This is a genomic window from Desulfobacter hydrogenophilus (assembly GCF_004319545.1).
GTDB classification, from domain to species: Bacteria; Desulfobacterota; Desulfobacteria; order Desulfobacterales; family Desulfobacteraceae; genus Desulfobacter; species Desulfobacter hydrogenophilus.
The window spans coordinates 3,510,762-3,524,283 of record NZ_CP036313.1 but is presented as its reverse complement, the minus strand read 5'-3'; the positions used below and the strand labels follow the sequence as shown (position 1 = coordinate 3,524,283).

Genomic DNA, 13,522 nt, shown 5'->3' with positions numbered 1-13,522 from the left:
ATAAAATTCCAAGGAATAAAAAAACATCATTAAGGAGGCAATATGATTTTAAAAAATGAGCAAATGGATCTTTGCATCAATTATACGTTAAATGCAATTTTTGTGGTTCGAAAATTCCGCCCCGGAAAAGCAGCAAGTAAAACTAAAAAATTTGAAGTCACTGAAGCATTTGGATAAAAAAATAGCGGGAAATGCAAGGAAAGTGAAATGGAAAAGGAAATACTGGTAACGGAGTTTGATTTAGAGCGTTTGGAAAGCCTTTTGGATATGTGCTGGGGCTGTAGCAGTTTTGATGAAAAAAATTTAGAGTCCCTGCAAAAAAAGATATTCAATTGTATTGTTGTGCCACCGGAATTCATTCCGAATAATATTATTACAATGAATTCGACCTTCACTGTTGAAAATGAGATCACCAAAGAGAGAAAGACCTATACTCTGGTTTTTCCGGAGGATGCAGATATCAGAGGTAACAAAATTTCGATCCTGGCTCCCATAGGTATTGCAATCCTTGGGCATAAAGTGGGGGAATCCATAGAATGGATTGCCCCCTCCGGGTTGAAAAGAATAGAATTCATAGAGATTCATTATCAACCTGAAACCTGCGGACAGTTCAAGTTGTGATCAAGAGGAAACATTATACCGATTTAGGCTGAGTCTTTTATTCTATAAGATTATTGAAAATCATCTTCCTATTAAAATCAATTTGTTATGGAAAATCGGTATAATGTTTAAGGAATATGAAAACTGTTTTCAAGCAGACAATAAACACGGAGGAGGTTGATAATGACAAAATCCACTTACTGGGCAGATTCCTACATAGATAAACGTTGCACTGCCCAGGAAGCCCTGAAACATATCCGGCCTGGTCAACGCATATTTATAGGCTCTTCCTGTGCTGAACCCCAGCATCTTGTCCAAGAGCTATCCGAAATCTCCACAAGATTCATTGATCTTGAAATCGTGCGTCTGCTCAGCATTGAAAATGGACCGTTAACGCTTATCGCTAATGAGTCCCCATCCCATCAGTTCAAAATCAGGTCCTTTTATTTAGGTTCCTGCGGTTGCAACATTATAAAAAAAAATCAACGATTTATTACGCCTATAAACCTATCCCAGATCCCGCACCTGTTCAAATCCGGACTCATGCCGTTGAATGCAGCCCTGATCCAGGCCACGCCGCCCGATGACTTTGGGTGGATGAGTCTTGGGATTTCCGTGGACATTAATCTTTCGGCCTGCGAAACCGCTGATATTGTCATATGCCAGATTAACTCCAAAATGCCCCGGGTCCTGGGCAGAAGTTTTATCCATGTTAATGATGTTGATTTTATTGTGGAACATGAGGACCCTCTTTTAAGCATCCAACCGCTCCCTGAAAATGAGTCAGGCATTGCTATTGCCAAACTTATTTCACGTCTCATCGAAGACGGTTCAACCATCCAGACAAGTCTTGGCTTAACCACTGAAGTAATTAAGACGGCTTTGTCAAATAAAAATGATATTGGGATTCATTCACAATACCTGTCAGATGCAATCATGCACCTTTTCTCCATGGGGGTGATTACGAATAAAAAGAAAGGATTTAATAACGGAAAGCTTGTGGCCGGCGCAGCTGTAGGCTCCCCTCAGCTTTATGAATTTCTTGATGATAATCCCTCCATTGAATTTTACCCCTCGGATTATATCAACAATCCGGGAATCATCGGTCGCCACAATAAAATGGTAACCCTAAACACAGCTATGGCCATTGATCTTACCGGCCAGGTGGCTGCCGATGCCTTGCCGTTGAACAATTACACAGGAATTAATGGTCTGCTTGATTTCACCCGGGGGGCAGCCATGTCCGAAGGAGGAAAATCCATCCTCGTGATGACATCTACCATGGATCACGGACAAAAAAGCCGGATAGTGCCCCTTTTAACAGAACACGCTGTGGTGGTGCCAAGGGGAGATGTCCAGTTTGTGGCTACAGAATACGGACTGGTGAATCTTTTTGGCAAAACACTTCAGGAACGGGTCATGGCCCTGGTATCCATTGCCCATCCGGATTTCAGGGATGAATTGTTTGCCGCAGCCAAAGAAATGGGTCTGGTTGACAGTAAACGCAAATTTAATCAGGCCAATAAAGGAATCTATCCGTTTAAATATGAGGAAACCATTATTATAAAAAATATTCCCATTACCTTCAGGCCGGCAAAGCCGGTGGATGAGCGCTTTATCCAAGAACATTATTACACCATGAATCGTGGAGATATCGTTTCCAGGTTTTTTCATGAGAAAAAAAGTTTTGCCTATGATCAAATTGAAACCACCTATGACATTGATTATATCAATGACCAGACGATCGTGGCTACGATAGGCGAACTGGGATTTGAAAAAGTTATTGCCGTGGGCGAATATTTCAGAAACATCACCATTAACATGGCTGAAGTTGCCTATTCCGTATCAAAAGAATACCAGGGTATGGGAATTGCCACTATTTTACAGAAAAAAATCAATCAAGCGGCCATTGACAACGGTATTAAAGGGCTGATTGCCTATATTTTTCCACATAACAAAAGCATGATCAGCCTTTTTCATAAACAGCCATATAAAGTCAAAACTGAAAAAAATGAAGACGTGCTTATTTTAAGCTGCCTGTTCAGTGAACCTAAAGCAGATGACGACGACGGCGGCAAAGCCTTGGGCGACGCCATTCTATCTATGGGTTAAACTTTACCCAAGATATCTAAACGTTAACATTTTCGGTATAAAAAATGCTATATCATTCAAAATTAATTGTTTGCGACCCGTCAAGCTCATTATGGGCAGTACTGGCAGCATCCCGGAAACCAGGAAATAAGAGGTGGTAATGCCTAATAGACCAAGAGTTCTTATTGTAACCCCTGAAGTCACTTATCTGCCCGAGGGTATCTGCCCTGGTGACGATGATTACTCAGCTAAAGCCGGAGGCCTGGCAGATGTGTCGGCAGCACTTATCTCCGCGTTGTATGATTTAAGCTGCGATGTTCATGTAGCCATACCCGACTACAGGTCTATTGATCATGGCGATAATGAACCAAGGCGTCTCCAGGAGATGGAAAAAATCCACTGGCGCCTGCATGAAAAACGGATTCATTTTGCCGTGGACCGGGTGTTCCTTTACAAAGAAGGTGTCTATTCCGGCCATTCGGATAAGGATCTCAAAGTGTCCCTGGCGTTTCAGCGGGAGGTGATCAATAACATCATCCCAAGGGTGAAACCGGACATCATCCATTGCAACGACTGGATGACCGGACTGATTCCGGCCATGGCCAGGAGATACGAAATCCCGTGCCTGTTCACCATTCACAACATCCATACCATGACCTCCACCCTGGCCGAAATTGAGGACAGGGGGATTGATGCGGCCGCCTTCTGGCAGCAACTTTACTTCAAACGTCCGCCCTTTAACTACGAAGAGAGCTGGAATACCAACCGGGTGGATTTTTTGATGTCAGGGGTATTTTCCGCCCATTATGTGAACACGGTAAGTCCCGCCTTCCTGCGTGAGGTTGTTGAAAATCGCCACCCATTTGTGGCACCGGAACTCAGGGATGAGCTGGCCCACAAATGGGATGCCGAATGCGCCACAGGCATCTTAAATGCGCCTGAACCCGAATTCAATCCAGCCGTGGATGACATGGTCCAGTTCAATTACGGGCCCAAAAACCATCGTGCCCACAAAAAACAGAATAAAATTTTTCTCCAAAAATCCGTGGGCCTTGAAATAAATCCCGATGCGCCTATGTTTTTCTGGCCCTCCCGCCTGGATCCTGTGCAGAAGGGGTGCACGCTTCTGGCAGAAACCATGTATGATATTATTTCCCGTTACTGGGATACAGGTATCCAGATTGTATCCGTGGCAGACGGTCCATACCAGAGACACTTCCACGATATTGTCGATTTCCATAACCTGCACCGGCGGATCAGTATCTGGGGATTCAACGAACATTTGTCCCACCAGGCATTTGCATCCAGTGATTTTATCTTCATGCCCTCCTCCTTTGAGCCGTGCGGCCTGCCCCAGATGATTGGAGGAATATACGGAAGCCTGCCCATTGTATTTGACACAGGCGGCCTGCATGACACGGTCAAAAAACTGGATGTAAATCATTCAACGGGCAATGGATTTGTTTTTGATGTGCACGATGCCCAGGGACTGAACTGGGCCGTGGACCGTGCCATGGATTTTTTCCGTCTGGACCTGGATGAAAAAGAACGCCAGATCCGCAGAATCATGACTGAATCCGTACTTGAATTCAACCATACCCGATGCGCTGAAAGCTATATTAAACTATATGAAAAAATGCTCAAAAGACCATTCTTAGTTTAATCCCTCTTGGACAAATAATCCGTATCTATCACCTTTTAAGCCCATTATCCGGTCACGGTTTGAAAAGGCCCTGGCAACGGTAGAAAAGCTGAAAAACAAAAGGTCCTGGGCTGACATGGCCAACTACCATGAAATTTTTGTCCTGCACAGGGATAAAAATGGCTGGGTGTTCAGGAAATGAACACCCAATGCAACGGCCATGTTTATCCTCATACCGGCCAATAACTGGAAAAAATATTCGGACTGGGAAGTGAAAGGACTTAACCCAAAGGCATATTTGACGCCCGGTTCCCTGATTGTTTTTTTTGCCATGAACAGTTTTACCGGCTCAAGCTGGTCTGGGATGGCGGCAAGGGCGACCGTATCCCCACGGCGGCCACCCGGGGGTCGTCCAGGACAACGCCATCTATATTTTTAATGCCCAGGTATGGGCAACAGCCATATAAAGTCACAACTGAAAGCAATGAAGACGTGCTTATTTAACCTTTGTGTTCAATGGACCTAAAGAAGATAACGGTGGCGGCAAAGCCTTGGGCTACGCCATTTTATCCATGGGTTAAATTAGATGGTGGATTTGGGAGCCAACACCATATTTGGCCCGTTGTTGATATCTCCAGGTCTTTCTTAAAGTGTGAGTGCCGTAATTGCCTTTGAAGTCTATGGCCTGAGTCCATTTTTTATCAAGCTATGAACGGATTAGAGGGACAAAACAATTGACATCTGATATCCGTTTACTCTGACGAGAATTATCACATACACCTGACGCCTCTCCTGATGCGCAAAATTGAATATCTCGATAACGAGAATGCAAGCACATAAGGATTTTCAATTTGCCAAAAATCCTTATTTTATATAGGTCTTGAATCGTTTCTGGTCTAGGCTGGATAATTGTTACTGGCCGGAAAAGGAAGGGGTATGATAATCAATTTTCACAGATAACACTGAGGTATTTTGAAGGCACCCGTGGTCGGCTGGTGCAGGATTTAACGGTTAGATATGTGTTGGTACACTGAAATTTTTTTTTAAAAAACACCCTGCCAACTTTAGTATTTAAAGGAGTCAGTTAGATGATCAACGTCAGTAAACCTGCCCAGGAACAGGTCAGGATGTACTTTGAAGGCAAAGAAATTGCGCCCATAAGAATATTTCTCAACAGCGGCGGATGCGGCGGGCCAAGCCTTGCCATGGCTTTAGATGAAAAAAAAGACACAGATGACGTATTTACCTTTGATGATATTGAATACGTAATAGACAAGGATCTTTTGGAAAAAGCAGGCCCGGTGGATATTGATTTTGAAGGCACCGGCTTTCGCCTTGAATCCGGTCTGAAACCGACAGGCGGATGTACGGGGTGCAGCGGCGGGACATGCGGCAGTTAATCGGAGGGTACGTATGGCTGACGAAGTCCACCTTCATCCCAAAATAGAAAGACAGATTACAGCAATGGAAAGCCGGGTTAATGCCCCATCCATTGCTGCAGGCCGTGCTAGAAAAATCATTGGGGCGATGATTGAAGGGCAGACATCCCAGGCATCCGGACTGTTCAGAGCGCGCTCAGATGCTCGGGTAAAAAATTCCTGGAAATATGATCTGGGCGCAGGATACCGCCTGATCTGCATCCGCACCAAACAGATCATTTACATCATGCATGTAGGGGATCACGAAAGCTGTGATGCCTGGCTGAATAATAATTCAAAAAAAAAGCCCCAAAATACTGAACTTAAGATGACCGCCTTTACCATTCGAGACACCTCGAAACCCTTTGATTTTCAAATAGTTCGGTCGCCGGATAGGGAGCCGGATTTTGACGTTCAGGACCTGCCACCCATTCCCCAGGAATACCTAAGAAAAGTATTCTGCGGGCTTGCTGGTTGATCCGCTGAATAATAGCGGAACATCTCGAATTTAAAAGCGATACTGATGTAACAAATTTAGACCTAAAAGCAACCCTTTTCAAAGGAGAATATTATGACCGAGGCAGTAAAACTTGATAAAGGAAGAAAGGCAGCGTTTAAAGGAAAATTGATGAACAAACTGCCGAATGGTGTCAACCTCAATATGTGCCTGACATGCGGCGCATGCGCTTCCGGTTGTCCGGCAACCGGTCTTAGAGATATGGATCCGCGTAAGTTTGTCAGGATGGTGTCTTTGGGCATGGACGAGGAACTGACCATGCACCCATGGGTATGGCTGTGTTCACAGTGCCAGCGGTGTGTCTATGTCTGCCCGATGGAAATCGACATCGCGGCAATAATATTTGAGGCCCGGAATTTATGGCCCCGGGAAGAAAGACCCAAAGGTATTATAGGCTCCTGTGACATGGCCATGAGAAATAGCTCTGGCAGCGCCATGGGTATCTCTGAAGAGGATTTTGAGTGGGTGGTTGGGGACATTCTTGATGAAGTCCGTGAAGACCAACCTGGCTGGGAAGAGCTTGAAGCACCGGTGAATAAAAAAGGCGCTCATTTTTTTCTAAGCCAGAATTCCCGTGAACCCGGCACAGAACCCGAGGAAATGGTTCCCCTGTGGAAGATTCTAAATATTGCCGGCGCAGACTGGACTTACGCCACACGGGGCTGGGGTGGAGAAAATTACTGTATGTTCCTTGCAGATGATGAAAGCTGGGAAAAAACCGCAAGAAACTCCATTGAATCTGCCAAGGAGCTGGGTTGTAAGGTGTATTTAAACACCGAATGCGGCCACGCCACCTATGCCATATGGAAGGGCCAGCAAAAATACAATATAGATAAGACCGGTCTTGAAATTGCACCCATTGTTCCATATTATGCCAAATGGATACGGGAAGGCAAATTGAAACCCAATTCTGACTGGAACAAAGACTTAAAAGTCACATTTACGTGCCAGGACCCCTGTCAACAGGTTCGAAAAAGCTTTGGTGACCCCTTGGCAGATGATTTACGCTTTGTTATTAAAGCCTGTGTTGGTGAAGAAAATTTCATTGATATGGTGCCGAACCATTCCAACAATTTCTGTTGCGGCGGCGGTGGTGGATACCTTCAATCCGGCTATAACGAAGAACGTTTAAAATACGGTGAAATCAAAAAAGATCAGATCCTGGCCACCGGTGCCGACTACTGCGTTACACCCTGTCACAACTGCCACGATCAAATTCATAAACTTGCGGATCACTATGAATGTAAATATCATACCATTCATTTATGGACATTGCTTGCGTTTGCATTAGGCGTGCTTGGTGCGACGGAACGGCTATATCTGGGGCCGGACTTGAAACCACTTAACATGCCGGAAGGCCAAGAACTAGAAGACGAATATTAAAGCATTATGTGACATTTTAGATTTTTGATAAAAAATCTTTAGAGGGCAGGATATGATCCATATCCTGCCCTCATATTTTTTTGTACAAATAGGCAACTACAATCTTCTTCTTTCTATTTTTATTTTGATTTGAACTTCTATTCCCGTTAGCCTATAAAGTTTATAAGTAAATTAGTGTTTGTTCTCAATAAAGCGAAAACTGAGATCATAAAAAGGAGATATCAATGAGTAACGATTATGCCCCCATGTGGGAAAGCCTTGGCATGGATTTAAAAGCCCATGACGCATTGCTCGACGTTCTGGGGCAAGGATACCAGGACATTTACCTGGCCCAAAAAAATCGTCCCGAAGGTATGAGCTACTTTGATTTTGTCATGAGCGAGGTTCATGGGTTGCGAATCAAAGAACTTCTGGACGAAAAAAAACAAAATCGCAAAATCATCGGCAGCTATTGTGTGTTTGTCCCCGAAGAGATCGTTCTTGCCGGCGGTGCCACCCTGGTCGGGTTATGTTCCGGTGCGGACTTTGCCATTGAAGATGTGGAAAAACATCTGCCCAGAAACACCTGCTCATTGATTAAGTCTTCCTTTGGCTTCAAACTTGGCCGGGTCTGTCCCTACCTTGAAAGTGCGGACATGATTGTTGGAGAAAACACCTGTGACGGCAAAAAAAAAGCATACGAAACCTTTGCCGGTATGGTAGACAATCTCTATGTTATGGACCTGCCCCAGGTTAAATCCAGCCAGGGACGTTCGTTGCTCAAAAAAGAATTTGAACGGTTCAAAACAGCCGTGGAGGAATTGACCGGCAACAAAATCACCGTGGATACCCTTAAAGAGGGAATTAAGGTGGTCAATGCTAAACGCGCGGCACTGCACCGGCTGGCAACTTTGAGAAAGGCAGATCCCGTACCCATTTCAGGCCTTGACGCACTTTTGGCCAATCAGGTTTTCTTTTATGACAATCCAGCCCGATTTACCGAATCCGTGAACAAAATATGTGACGAACTTGAGGTACGCATCAAGGAAAACCAGGGCGTATTTCCTGCCAAAACCCCTAGAATTCTTATATCCGGCTGTCCCATGGCCGTACCCAACTGGAAACTGCCATGGATCATTGAAACCAGCGGTGCTGTCATCGTGGGCGAGGAATCCTGCGTGGGCGAACGGGGCACCCGGAATTTGACCGATGATTCAGGACAAAGCCTGGATGAATTGATGGAAGCCGTCACAGACCGGTATTTCAAAGTGGACTGCGCTATTTTTACCCCCAACCAGAAAAGAAGCGACCATATTGTTGAAATGGCCAAAGCCTATGGCGCAAACGGTGTGATCCATTATGGTCTGCAGTTCTGTCAGCCCTATATTATGGAATCCATCCCTGTGGAAAATACACTTGAGAATTTGGGCATTCCATGTATGAGGATTGAAACCGATTACGGCATGGAGGACATGGGGCAGCTTAAGACCCGGGTGGAAGCTTTTATCGAACAAATCTCAGACTAAGGAAAATAATGATTTGCGCAGGCATTGATATTGGATCCAGAAGCATTGAGCTGGTACTGGTTGAAAACCAAAAGGTTATTGAAACCCGCCAGACCGATACCGGATTTGACCCCATTTCCCAGGCTAAAAAAGTGATGGAAGGGATAAAATTTGACAAAATAATGGCCACAGGTTACGGACGCAATCTTTTTGAACTGGCGTATGATGATGCATTAACGGTCACGGAAATCAAAGCCCATGCCGCAGGTGTCCGGCTTGAATTCCCTGAGGCCCTTGCCATTCTAGACATTGGCGGCCAGGACAGTAAATCCATCCGGCTCAACGAACAGGGCCGGGTGATGAAATTTGAAATGAATGACCGATGTGCGGCAGGTACAGGTAAATTTCTTGAAATCATGGCACAAAATCTGGGATTTGCCCTGGATGAATTTGGTCCGGCCGCTCTTGCGGCCCAAAAAGATCTTCAAATCAACAGCATGTGCACCGTCTTTGCAGAGTCTGAAGTGACATCGCTCATTGCCAAGGGCCAGGACCGACAGGAAATTGCCCGGGGCCTTCACTTAAGTGTGGTCAAGCGTGCTGTGGGCATGCTGAACCGCGTGGGGGCCCAGGGACCAATTGTATTTTCCGGCGGGGTGGCACAAAACCCATGCATGGTAAAAATGGTGTCAGATGCCCTTGCAAAAGAGATCCTTGTCCCCGAATCCCCCCAGATGATGGGCGCCTTGGGCGCAGCCATGATCATGGACGCAAGGGGATAATCCCACCTGTGATGGAACCGAATGCAGAACTTTTTTCTTTAAAGTTTCACGAACGGTGCAAGCTTCGGCATCCGGTTCCAGGCAGGGCAGAATTCTACCAAGCCAGACACTGGCCCCAAAGAATACAACGGCACCCGCAATATCGAGATAGGGCATCAGCACCCCTTCGCTGCCGGCAAGAACAAGCCCGGTTATCCAGATCATCACGGGTAAAGGTAAAATCACATTAATTTTCTTTTTCACGGGACGCTTTATTTTTTTTATCTGAATATCCCAATCGGTTTTTAAATTACTTTCATCTTTTGTTGTGGGTTGAACCCGGGTGTTAGTAGACCGGAGCAGCCCGTGGCTGTTATTCGGTAAATACTTTCGGTCTAAAAACATTGATTGTTGCATACTCTGCCCCTTTCTTTTTTTATTGTTGTATAAAAACAAATTATGTTGAAAAAAGTAAACCAAATGCACAAAAAAATATCTACCTGTATTCCCGGCAACTCCAGATCACCCGCCCAAGCACCCGGACCTTTTCAAGGGCATGAATATCTAAATGGATGGGTGAAAAATCCTTGTTATCACTGCACAGGACCAAAGCATCCGGATGTTTTTCCAGCCGTTTAACAAGAATGGTATCATCCACACCCACGGCATAAATGGCACCGGCCATGATACGGGTCTGGGACTGATCAATTAAAACGGTATCGCCCTCTCGGATCAAAGGTTCCATGCTCTGGCCAAACACTTCCATGGCCACCATGGCAGCTGCAGACCCTTTACGGGCAAGCCAGGAAGCGGGAAATGAGAGAAACTGTGAGATATCCGGATCACATTCAAAGGAACCTGTGCCTGCAGACAGACGGGCGACAACCTTTGGAATCCGGCGAAAATCACTCCCGTTATTCGTATGTTTCTGATCAAAAAAAACAGGGCCTTTACCTGTCTCCACCCAATCTGGATTTACCCTGAACCGCCTGAACAGCTTGATAATCCAGTTATCAGGAATATGATTTTTGTTTCTGGCATGGGTAATCCCCGATCTGTTGATACCAAGCTCCTTGGCAAGTTCCGCCTGGGACGAAATCCCGGTGGCGTTCATGATTCGCCTGATCAATACATCCACTTTATTTTCCGTCACGCCTGCTGTCCTTTTTGTATGAAATTCGCAATGAATTGTTAAGCAGCTTTCATGCTTTGTTGTGGGTTGAACCTCGGTATTGATAGAGCAACTCAGCCCATGGCTGTTTGTATTTTCTAAACGTTATATTTTACATGCCATTTGTGTTTATAAAATGCAACATATTTTTTAATCAATTTTTCTGCTGTTTGAAATCACGTTAGCCAATCCATTTGCGAAACAAAACAGAAAATTACCCAAAGATTTCTTTTACACGTGCGTCATCCTGCCAGACAGCATCCGTATCCTCATAGAGTTGCTTAAGGATTTTAGCCACATGCGTCTGCATCTGCGCAAATCCGCCCGGCCCCATGTCCCGGGGCACATGGATAGGAGAACCAAATCGGATCATCACCCGGGAAAAGGGCTTGGGCACCATGAAACGGTCCCAGGAATTGAAAACCCACCGATTCTGCCCGGAGGTAATGGTGGGCACAATGGGTAAATCCGCATACTGGGCTATGCGAATCAAACCTGGTTTCACCATGCCGAACGGTCCCTGGGGGCCATCCACGATATGCCCGACCTTGTAGCCCTGCACGATCAGGCGTTTAATGGATTCAAGGGCCTGCCCGCCCCCACGGGATGAAGAGCCCCTCACAGCCCGCCAACCCATAATAGTCACAGCCCGGGCCGCCATCTCACCGTCACGACTCTGGGAAATCATAATGGCAATGGGCTTCCGGGTTGAAAAAAAGGTGATCCCCGGAAAAAATCGCTGATGCCATGAGGCATAAACCACCCTGCCCCTGGCCTTTAAAATGTCCTGTTCATTGCCGGGATCTACAATCCTGATCCGGTAGGTGGCTGATAAAAGCCTGACAAGAAACAAGCCCGCATAGGGAAACAGATAGTAATATAGAAAACGTCTGAATTTCTTTTTCATCATTCAATTACTCCGATTAGCAAACCCGAAATAAAAAATAGAACCCAAAGTTATTTAATCTGCGGTCCTTAGAAACGTCCCAATATATTGTTCAATTACTATCATTTTTTTTTACAGGTGAGTCTGGAAAACGATAGACCAGATCAACCCAAGGCTGTTGTTAACACGAAAACAGCGGCCCTGCCAAGTGTTTTGCAACGTGCCATTTTAATATCCGCCCCGGAAAAAAGGGCATGTTCCAAATCTTTCACAGATGCGTTAACACCGTGTGTTGTTACAGCGCAACCAGATGCGTTACAACGGTAACGTATATTCTTTTTCCCTATATTTATTAATTCGCAACGATCAGGAGGCAATGGCGCATATCAGCGTTTCACCCATTTACGAAAATCTGTATCAGGTCATTGATAAGTATGATAAGAATTACGATTTTACCATTATTGATACGCCACCCCATGATAATGAAGTTGTAACGGTATGTTCCGATCTTATCATCATTCCCGTACAGGATTCTCCGCTTGATATCGGCAGTACAAAAACAACGGTAGACCTGATCAACGAAGCCAAAAAACTTAATCCGCACATTGCGCCCTATTTCCTGCTCAGCCGTATTCAGCAAATTCGGTCATGGCGCGTGAGCTTGCGCAAGTATTAAAATCTACTTACAAATTTGATATATTAGAACCCCAAATCGCAAACCGGATGGCATATAAATATTTCCTGATTTACGGCCAGAACGTGTCGGAATATTCAAACAAGGATATTGCCGCAGCAACGATTGCCTCCCTTGCCGAATAGATTCTGTCTACTCTTGACCGATAGCGGCAAATAATATTTGGGCGCACGCTTTTTACCCACAGGTGAAACCCATTTTATAAAATCAACAAATATCATCTTTTCTGTCCGGGGATTGGTTGATATGCAAAAGGAACCAGTGCTATGAAAAAAAGAGAGCTTCATTACTTAATGTTGAAGTGTTTGCCAAAAAAAGAGCAGACAGCAGGCTGGATAAATTAAAAAAGATTGAAGCAGAAACCTTCGAAGCGCCTGAAGAGACGTTTGAAATTATTGACGAAAAGAACGACCCCACATCTGAACCCCAAGAATCTGGCCAGCACAAAGAATAGGTTCCGGATGCATTTATAGACGAATTCGTTGACTTTGTCACAACCTATAGAAATGAAATTCTCACCTTCAAAAATGACCTATTCAAGGTCAAAGAACAGGTTCGAATTTTCAGGACCATGATGAACAGCCAACAAAAAAAAATCTCACAGCTCATGGAAATTCAGCAGAACGGCGGCCTGGACAATTCCGTCAAAGATGATAATTATTATCGACTGGTGCTCAGAAATAGCATCTGGCTGAAAGAAGAAAAAGAATTTACCACCAATGACGTTATACGGCTGTTCCAGGCGGATGGCTTCCAAATCCCTGCGGCCCATAATGCATGGAATGAAAAAGCCGTTGAACGGCTGTATGCCGAAGCCAAAAGTACAATTTATTAGATTTTATCAAAAACAGTGAATTTTATTTCTAACAAAAATA

The 13,522-nt window shown here is 44.9% G+C and carries 16 protein-coding genes; 12 read left to right on the top strand and 4 right to left on the bottom strand.

The genetic code is table 11. The features are described 5' to 3' along the window. Nucleotides 1-42: 42 nt before the first annotated feature. The 4 genes from EYB58_RS24490 (at nt 43) to EYB58_RS15685 (ending at nt 4,354) form a co-directional block, all read left to right on the top strand. Nucleotides 43-177, top strand: coding sequence for a hypothetical protein (locus tag EYB58_RS24490; RefSeq protein ID WP_278186246.1), 135 nt, complete (start codon nt 43-45; stop codon nt 175-177). A 30-nt stretch (nt 178-207) separates the two neighbouring features. After that, nucleotides 208-621 carry a nucleoside diphosphate kinase regulator gene (rnk, locus tag EYB58_RS15695; protein ID WP_111954854.1) on the top strand — a complete coding sequence of 138 codons (414 nt, stop codon included), beginning with the start codon at nt 208-210 and terminating at the stop codon, nt 619-621. A 162-nt stretch (nt 622-783) separates the two neighbouring features. Continuing rightward, nucleotides 784-2,712: a bifunctional acetyl-CoA hydrolase/transferase family protein/GNAT family N-acetyltransferase gene (locus EYB58_RS15690; RefSeq protein ID WP_111954856.1), complete on the top strand. Its 1,929-nt coding sequence runs from the start codon at nt 784-786 to the stop codon at nt 2,710-2,712. A gap of 139 nt (nt 2,713-2,851) precedes the next feature. Beyond that, nucleotides 2,852-4,354 (top strand): glycogen synthase, encoded by a 1,503-nt coding sequence (locus EYB58_RS15685; protein WP_111954858.1) that lies wholly within the window; start codon nt 2,852-2,854, stop codon nt 4,352-4,354. Nucleotides 4,355-4,477: 123 nt separating this feature from the next. Here the strand turns inward: EYB58_RS15685 and EYB58_RS15680 are convergent, their stop codons facing one another. Beyond that, complete coding sequence (locus EYB58_RS15680; protein WP_111954860.1) at nt 4,478-4,666, bottom strand: hypothetical protein; 189 nt, start codon at nt 4,664-4,666, stop codon at nt 4,478-4,480. A gap of 755 nt (nt 4,667-5,421) precedes the next feature. On the opposite strand from EYB58_RS15680, the gene EYB58_RS15670 reads away from it, so the two are divergent. The 5 genes from EYB58_RS15670 to EYB58_RS15650 all read left to right on the top strand — a co-directional run bounded on the left by EYB58_RS15670 (nt 5,422) and on the right by EYB58_RS15650 (nt 9,917). After that, nucleotides 5,422-5,733, top strand: coding sequence for an IscA/HesB family protein (locus EYB58_RS15670; RefSeq protein WP_111954862.1), 312 nt, complete (start codon nt 5,422-5,424; stop codon nt 5,731-5,733). Between the two features lie 13 nt (nt 5,734-5,746). Next, nucleotides 5,747-6,229, top strand: coding sequence for a hypothetical protein (locus EYB58_RS15665; protein WP_111954864.1), 483 nt, complete (start codon nt 5,747-5,749; stop codon nt 6,227-6,229). A 93-nt stretch (nt 6,230-6,322) separates the two neighbouring features. Next, nucleotides 6,323-7,651 (top strand): (Fe-S)-binding protein, encoded by a 1,329-nt coding sequence (locus tag EYB58_RS15660; protein WP_111954866.1) that lies wholly within the window; start codon nt 6,323-6,325, stop codon nt 7,649-7,651. A 224-nt stretch (nt 7,652-7,875) separates the two neighbouring features. Then, nucleotides 7,876-9,156: a double-cubane-cluster-containing anaerobic reductase gene (locus EYB58_RS15655; protein WP_111954868.1), complete on the top strand. Its 1,281-nt coding sequence runs from the start codon at nt 7,876-7,878 to the stop codon at nt 9,154-9,156. Nucleotides 9,157-9,164: 8 nt separating this feature from the next. Continuing rightward, a complete protein-coding gene (locus EYB58_RS15650) occupies nt 9,165-9,917 on the top strand; it encodes an acyl-CoA dehydratase activase (RefSeq protein WP_111954870.1) in 753 nt (250 codons plus the stop codon). On the opposite strand, the gene EYB58_RS15645 is transcribed toward EYB58_RS15650, so the two are convergent. The 3 genes from EYB58_RS15645 to EYB58_RS15635 form a co-directional block, all read right to left on the bottom strand. Next, on the bottom strand, nt 9,825-10,313 hold the full coding sequence (locus tag EYB58_RS15645) for a hypothetical protein (protein ID WP_131072086.1): 489 nt from the start codon (nt 10,311-10,313) through the stop codon (nt 9,825-9,827). The genes EYB58_RS15650 and EYB58_RS15645 overlap by 93 nt on opposite strands. Before the next feature lie 79 nt (nt 10,314-10,392). Further along, entirely contained in the window at nt 10,393-11,049 is a 657-nt protein-coding gene (locus tag EYB58_RS15640) for a LexA family transcriptional regulator (protein WP_111954872.1), read from the bottom strand. Between the two features lie 232 nt (nt 11,050-11,281). Beyond that, on the bottom strand, nt 11,282-11,977 hold the full coding sequence (locus EYB58_RS15635) for a lysophospholipid acyltransferase family protein (protein WP_111954874.1): 696 nt from the start codon (nt 11,975-11,977) through the stop codon (nt 11,282-11,284). A gap of 286 nt (nt 11,978-12,263) precedes the next feature. Here EYB58_RS15635 and EYB58_RS15630 point away from each other — a divergent pair, with 286 nt between their 5' ends. From EYB58_RS15630 to EYB58_RS15620, 3 genes are all read left to right on the top strand, one after another. Continuing rightward, nucleotides 12,264-12,629 carry a ParA family protein gene (locus EYB58_RS15630; protein WP_111954876.1) on the top strand — a complete coding sequence of 122 codons (366 nt, stop codon included), beginning with the start codon at nt 12,264-12,266 and terminating at the stop codon, nt 12,627-12,629. 259 nt (nt 12,630-12,888) lie between these two features. Further along, a complete protein-coding gene (locus EYB58_RS15625; protein WP_111954878.1) occupies nt 12,889-13,101 on the top strand; it encodes a hypothetical protein in 213 nt (70 codons plus the stop codon). Between the two features lie 117 nt (nt 13,102-13,218). Next, nucleotides 13,219-13,482, top strand: coding sequence for a hypothetical protein (locus EYB58_RS15620; RefSeq protein WP_131072085.1), 264 nt, complete (start codon nt 13,219-13,221; stop codon nt 13,480-13,482). Nucleotides 13,483-13,522 lie beyond the last annotated feature (40 nt).

Excerpts from the sequence above, each read along its gene's own strand:
- EYB58_RS24490 (WP_278186246.1), top strand. The coding sequence starts at position 43 with ATGATTTTAAAAAATGAGCAAATGGATCTTTGCATCAATTATACGTTA.
- rnk (WP_111954854.1), top strand. The coding sequence starts at position 208 with ATGGAAAAGGAAATACTGGTAACGGAGTTTGATTTAGAGCGTTTGGAA.
- EYB58_RS15690 (WP_111954856.1), top strand. The coding sequence starts at position 784 with ATGACAAAATCCACTTACTGGGCAGATTCCTACATAGATAAACGTTGC.
- EYB58_RS15685 (WP_111954858.1), top strand. The coding sequence starts at position 2,852 with ATGCCTAATAGACCAAGAGTTCTTATTGTAACCCCTGAAGTCACTTAT.
- EYB58_RS15680 (WP_111954860.1), bottom strand. The coding sequence starts at position 4,666 with ATGGCAAAAAAAACAATCAGGGAACCGGGCGTCAAATATGCCTTTGGG.
- EYB58_RS15670 (WP_111954862.1), top strand. The coding sequence starts at position 5,422 with ATGATCAACGTCAGTAAACCTGCCCAGGAACAGGTCAGGATGTACTTT.
- EYB58_RS15665 (WP_111954864.1), top strand. The coding sequence starts at position 5,747 with ATGGCTGACGAAGTCCACCTTCATCCCAAAATAGAAAGACAGATTACA.
- EYB58_RS15660 (WP_111954866.1), top strand. The coding sequence starts at position 6,323 with ATGACCGAGGCAGTAAAACTTGATAAAGGAAGAAAGGCAGCGTTTAAA.
- EYB58_RS15655 (WP_111954868.1), top strand. The coding sequence starts at position 7,876 with ATGAGTAACGATTATGCCCCCATGTGGGAAAGCCTTGGCATGGATTTA.
- EYB58_RS15650 (WP_111954870.1), top strand. The coding sequence starts at position 9,165 with ATGATTTGCGCAGGCATTGATATTGGATCCAGAAGCATTGAGCTGGTA.
- EYB58_RS15645 (WP_131072086.1), bottom strand. The coding sequence starts at position 10,313 with ATGCAACAATCAATGTTTTTAGACCGAAAGTATTTACCGAATAACAGC.
- EYB58_RS15635 (WP_111954874.1), bottom strand. The coding sequence starts at position 11,977 with ATGATGAAAAAGAAATTCAGACGTTTTCTATATTACTATCTGTTTCCC.
- EYB58_RS15630 (WP_111954876.1), top strand. The coding sequence starts at position 12,264 with ATGCGTTACAACGGTAACGTATATTCTTTTTCCCTATATTTATTAATT.
- EYB58_RS15620 (WP_131072085.1), top strand. The coding sequence starts at position 13,219 with ATGATGAACAGCCAACAAAAAAAAATCTCACAGCTCATGGAAATTCAG.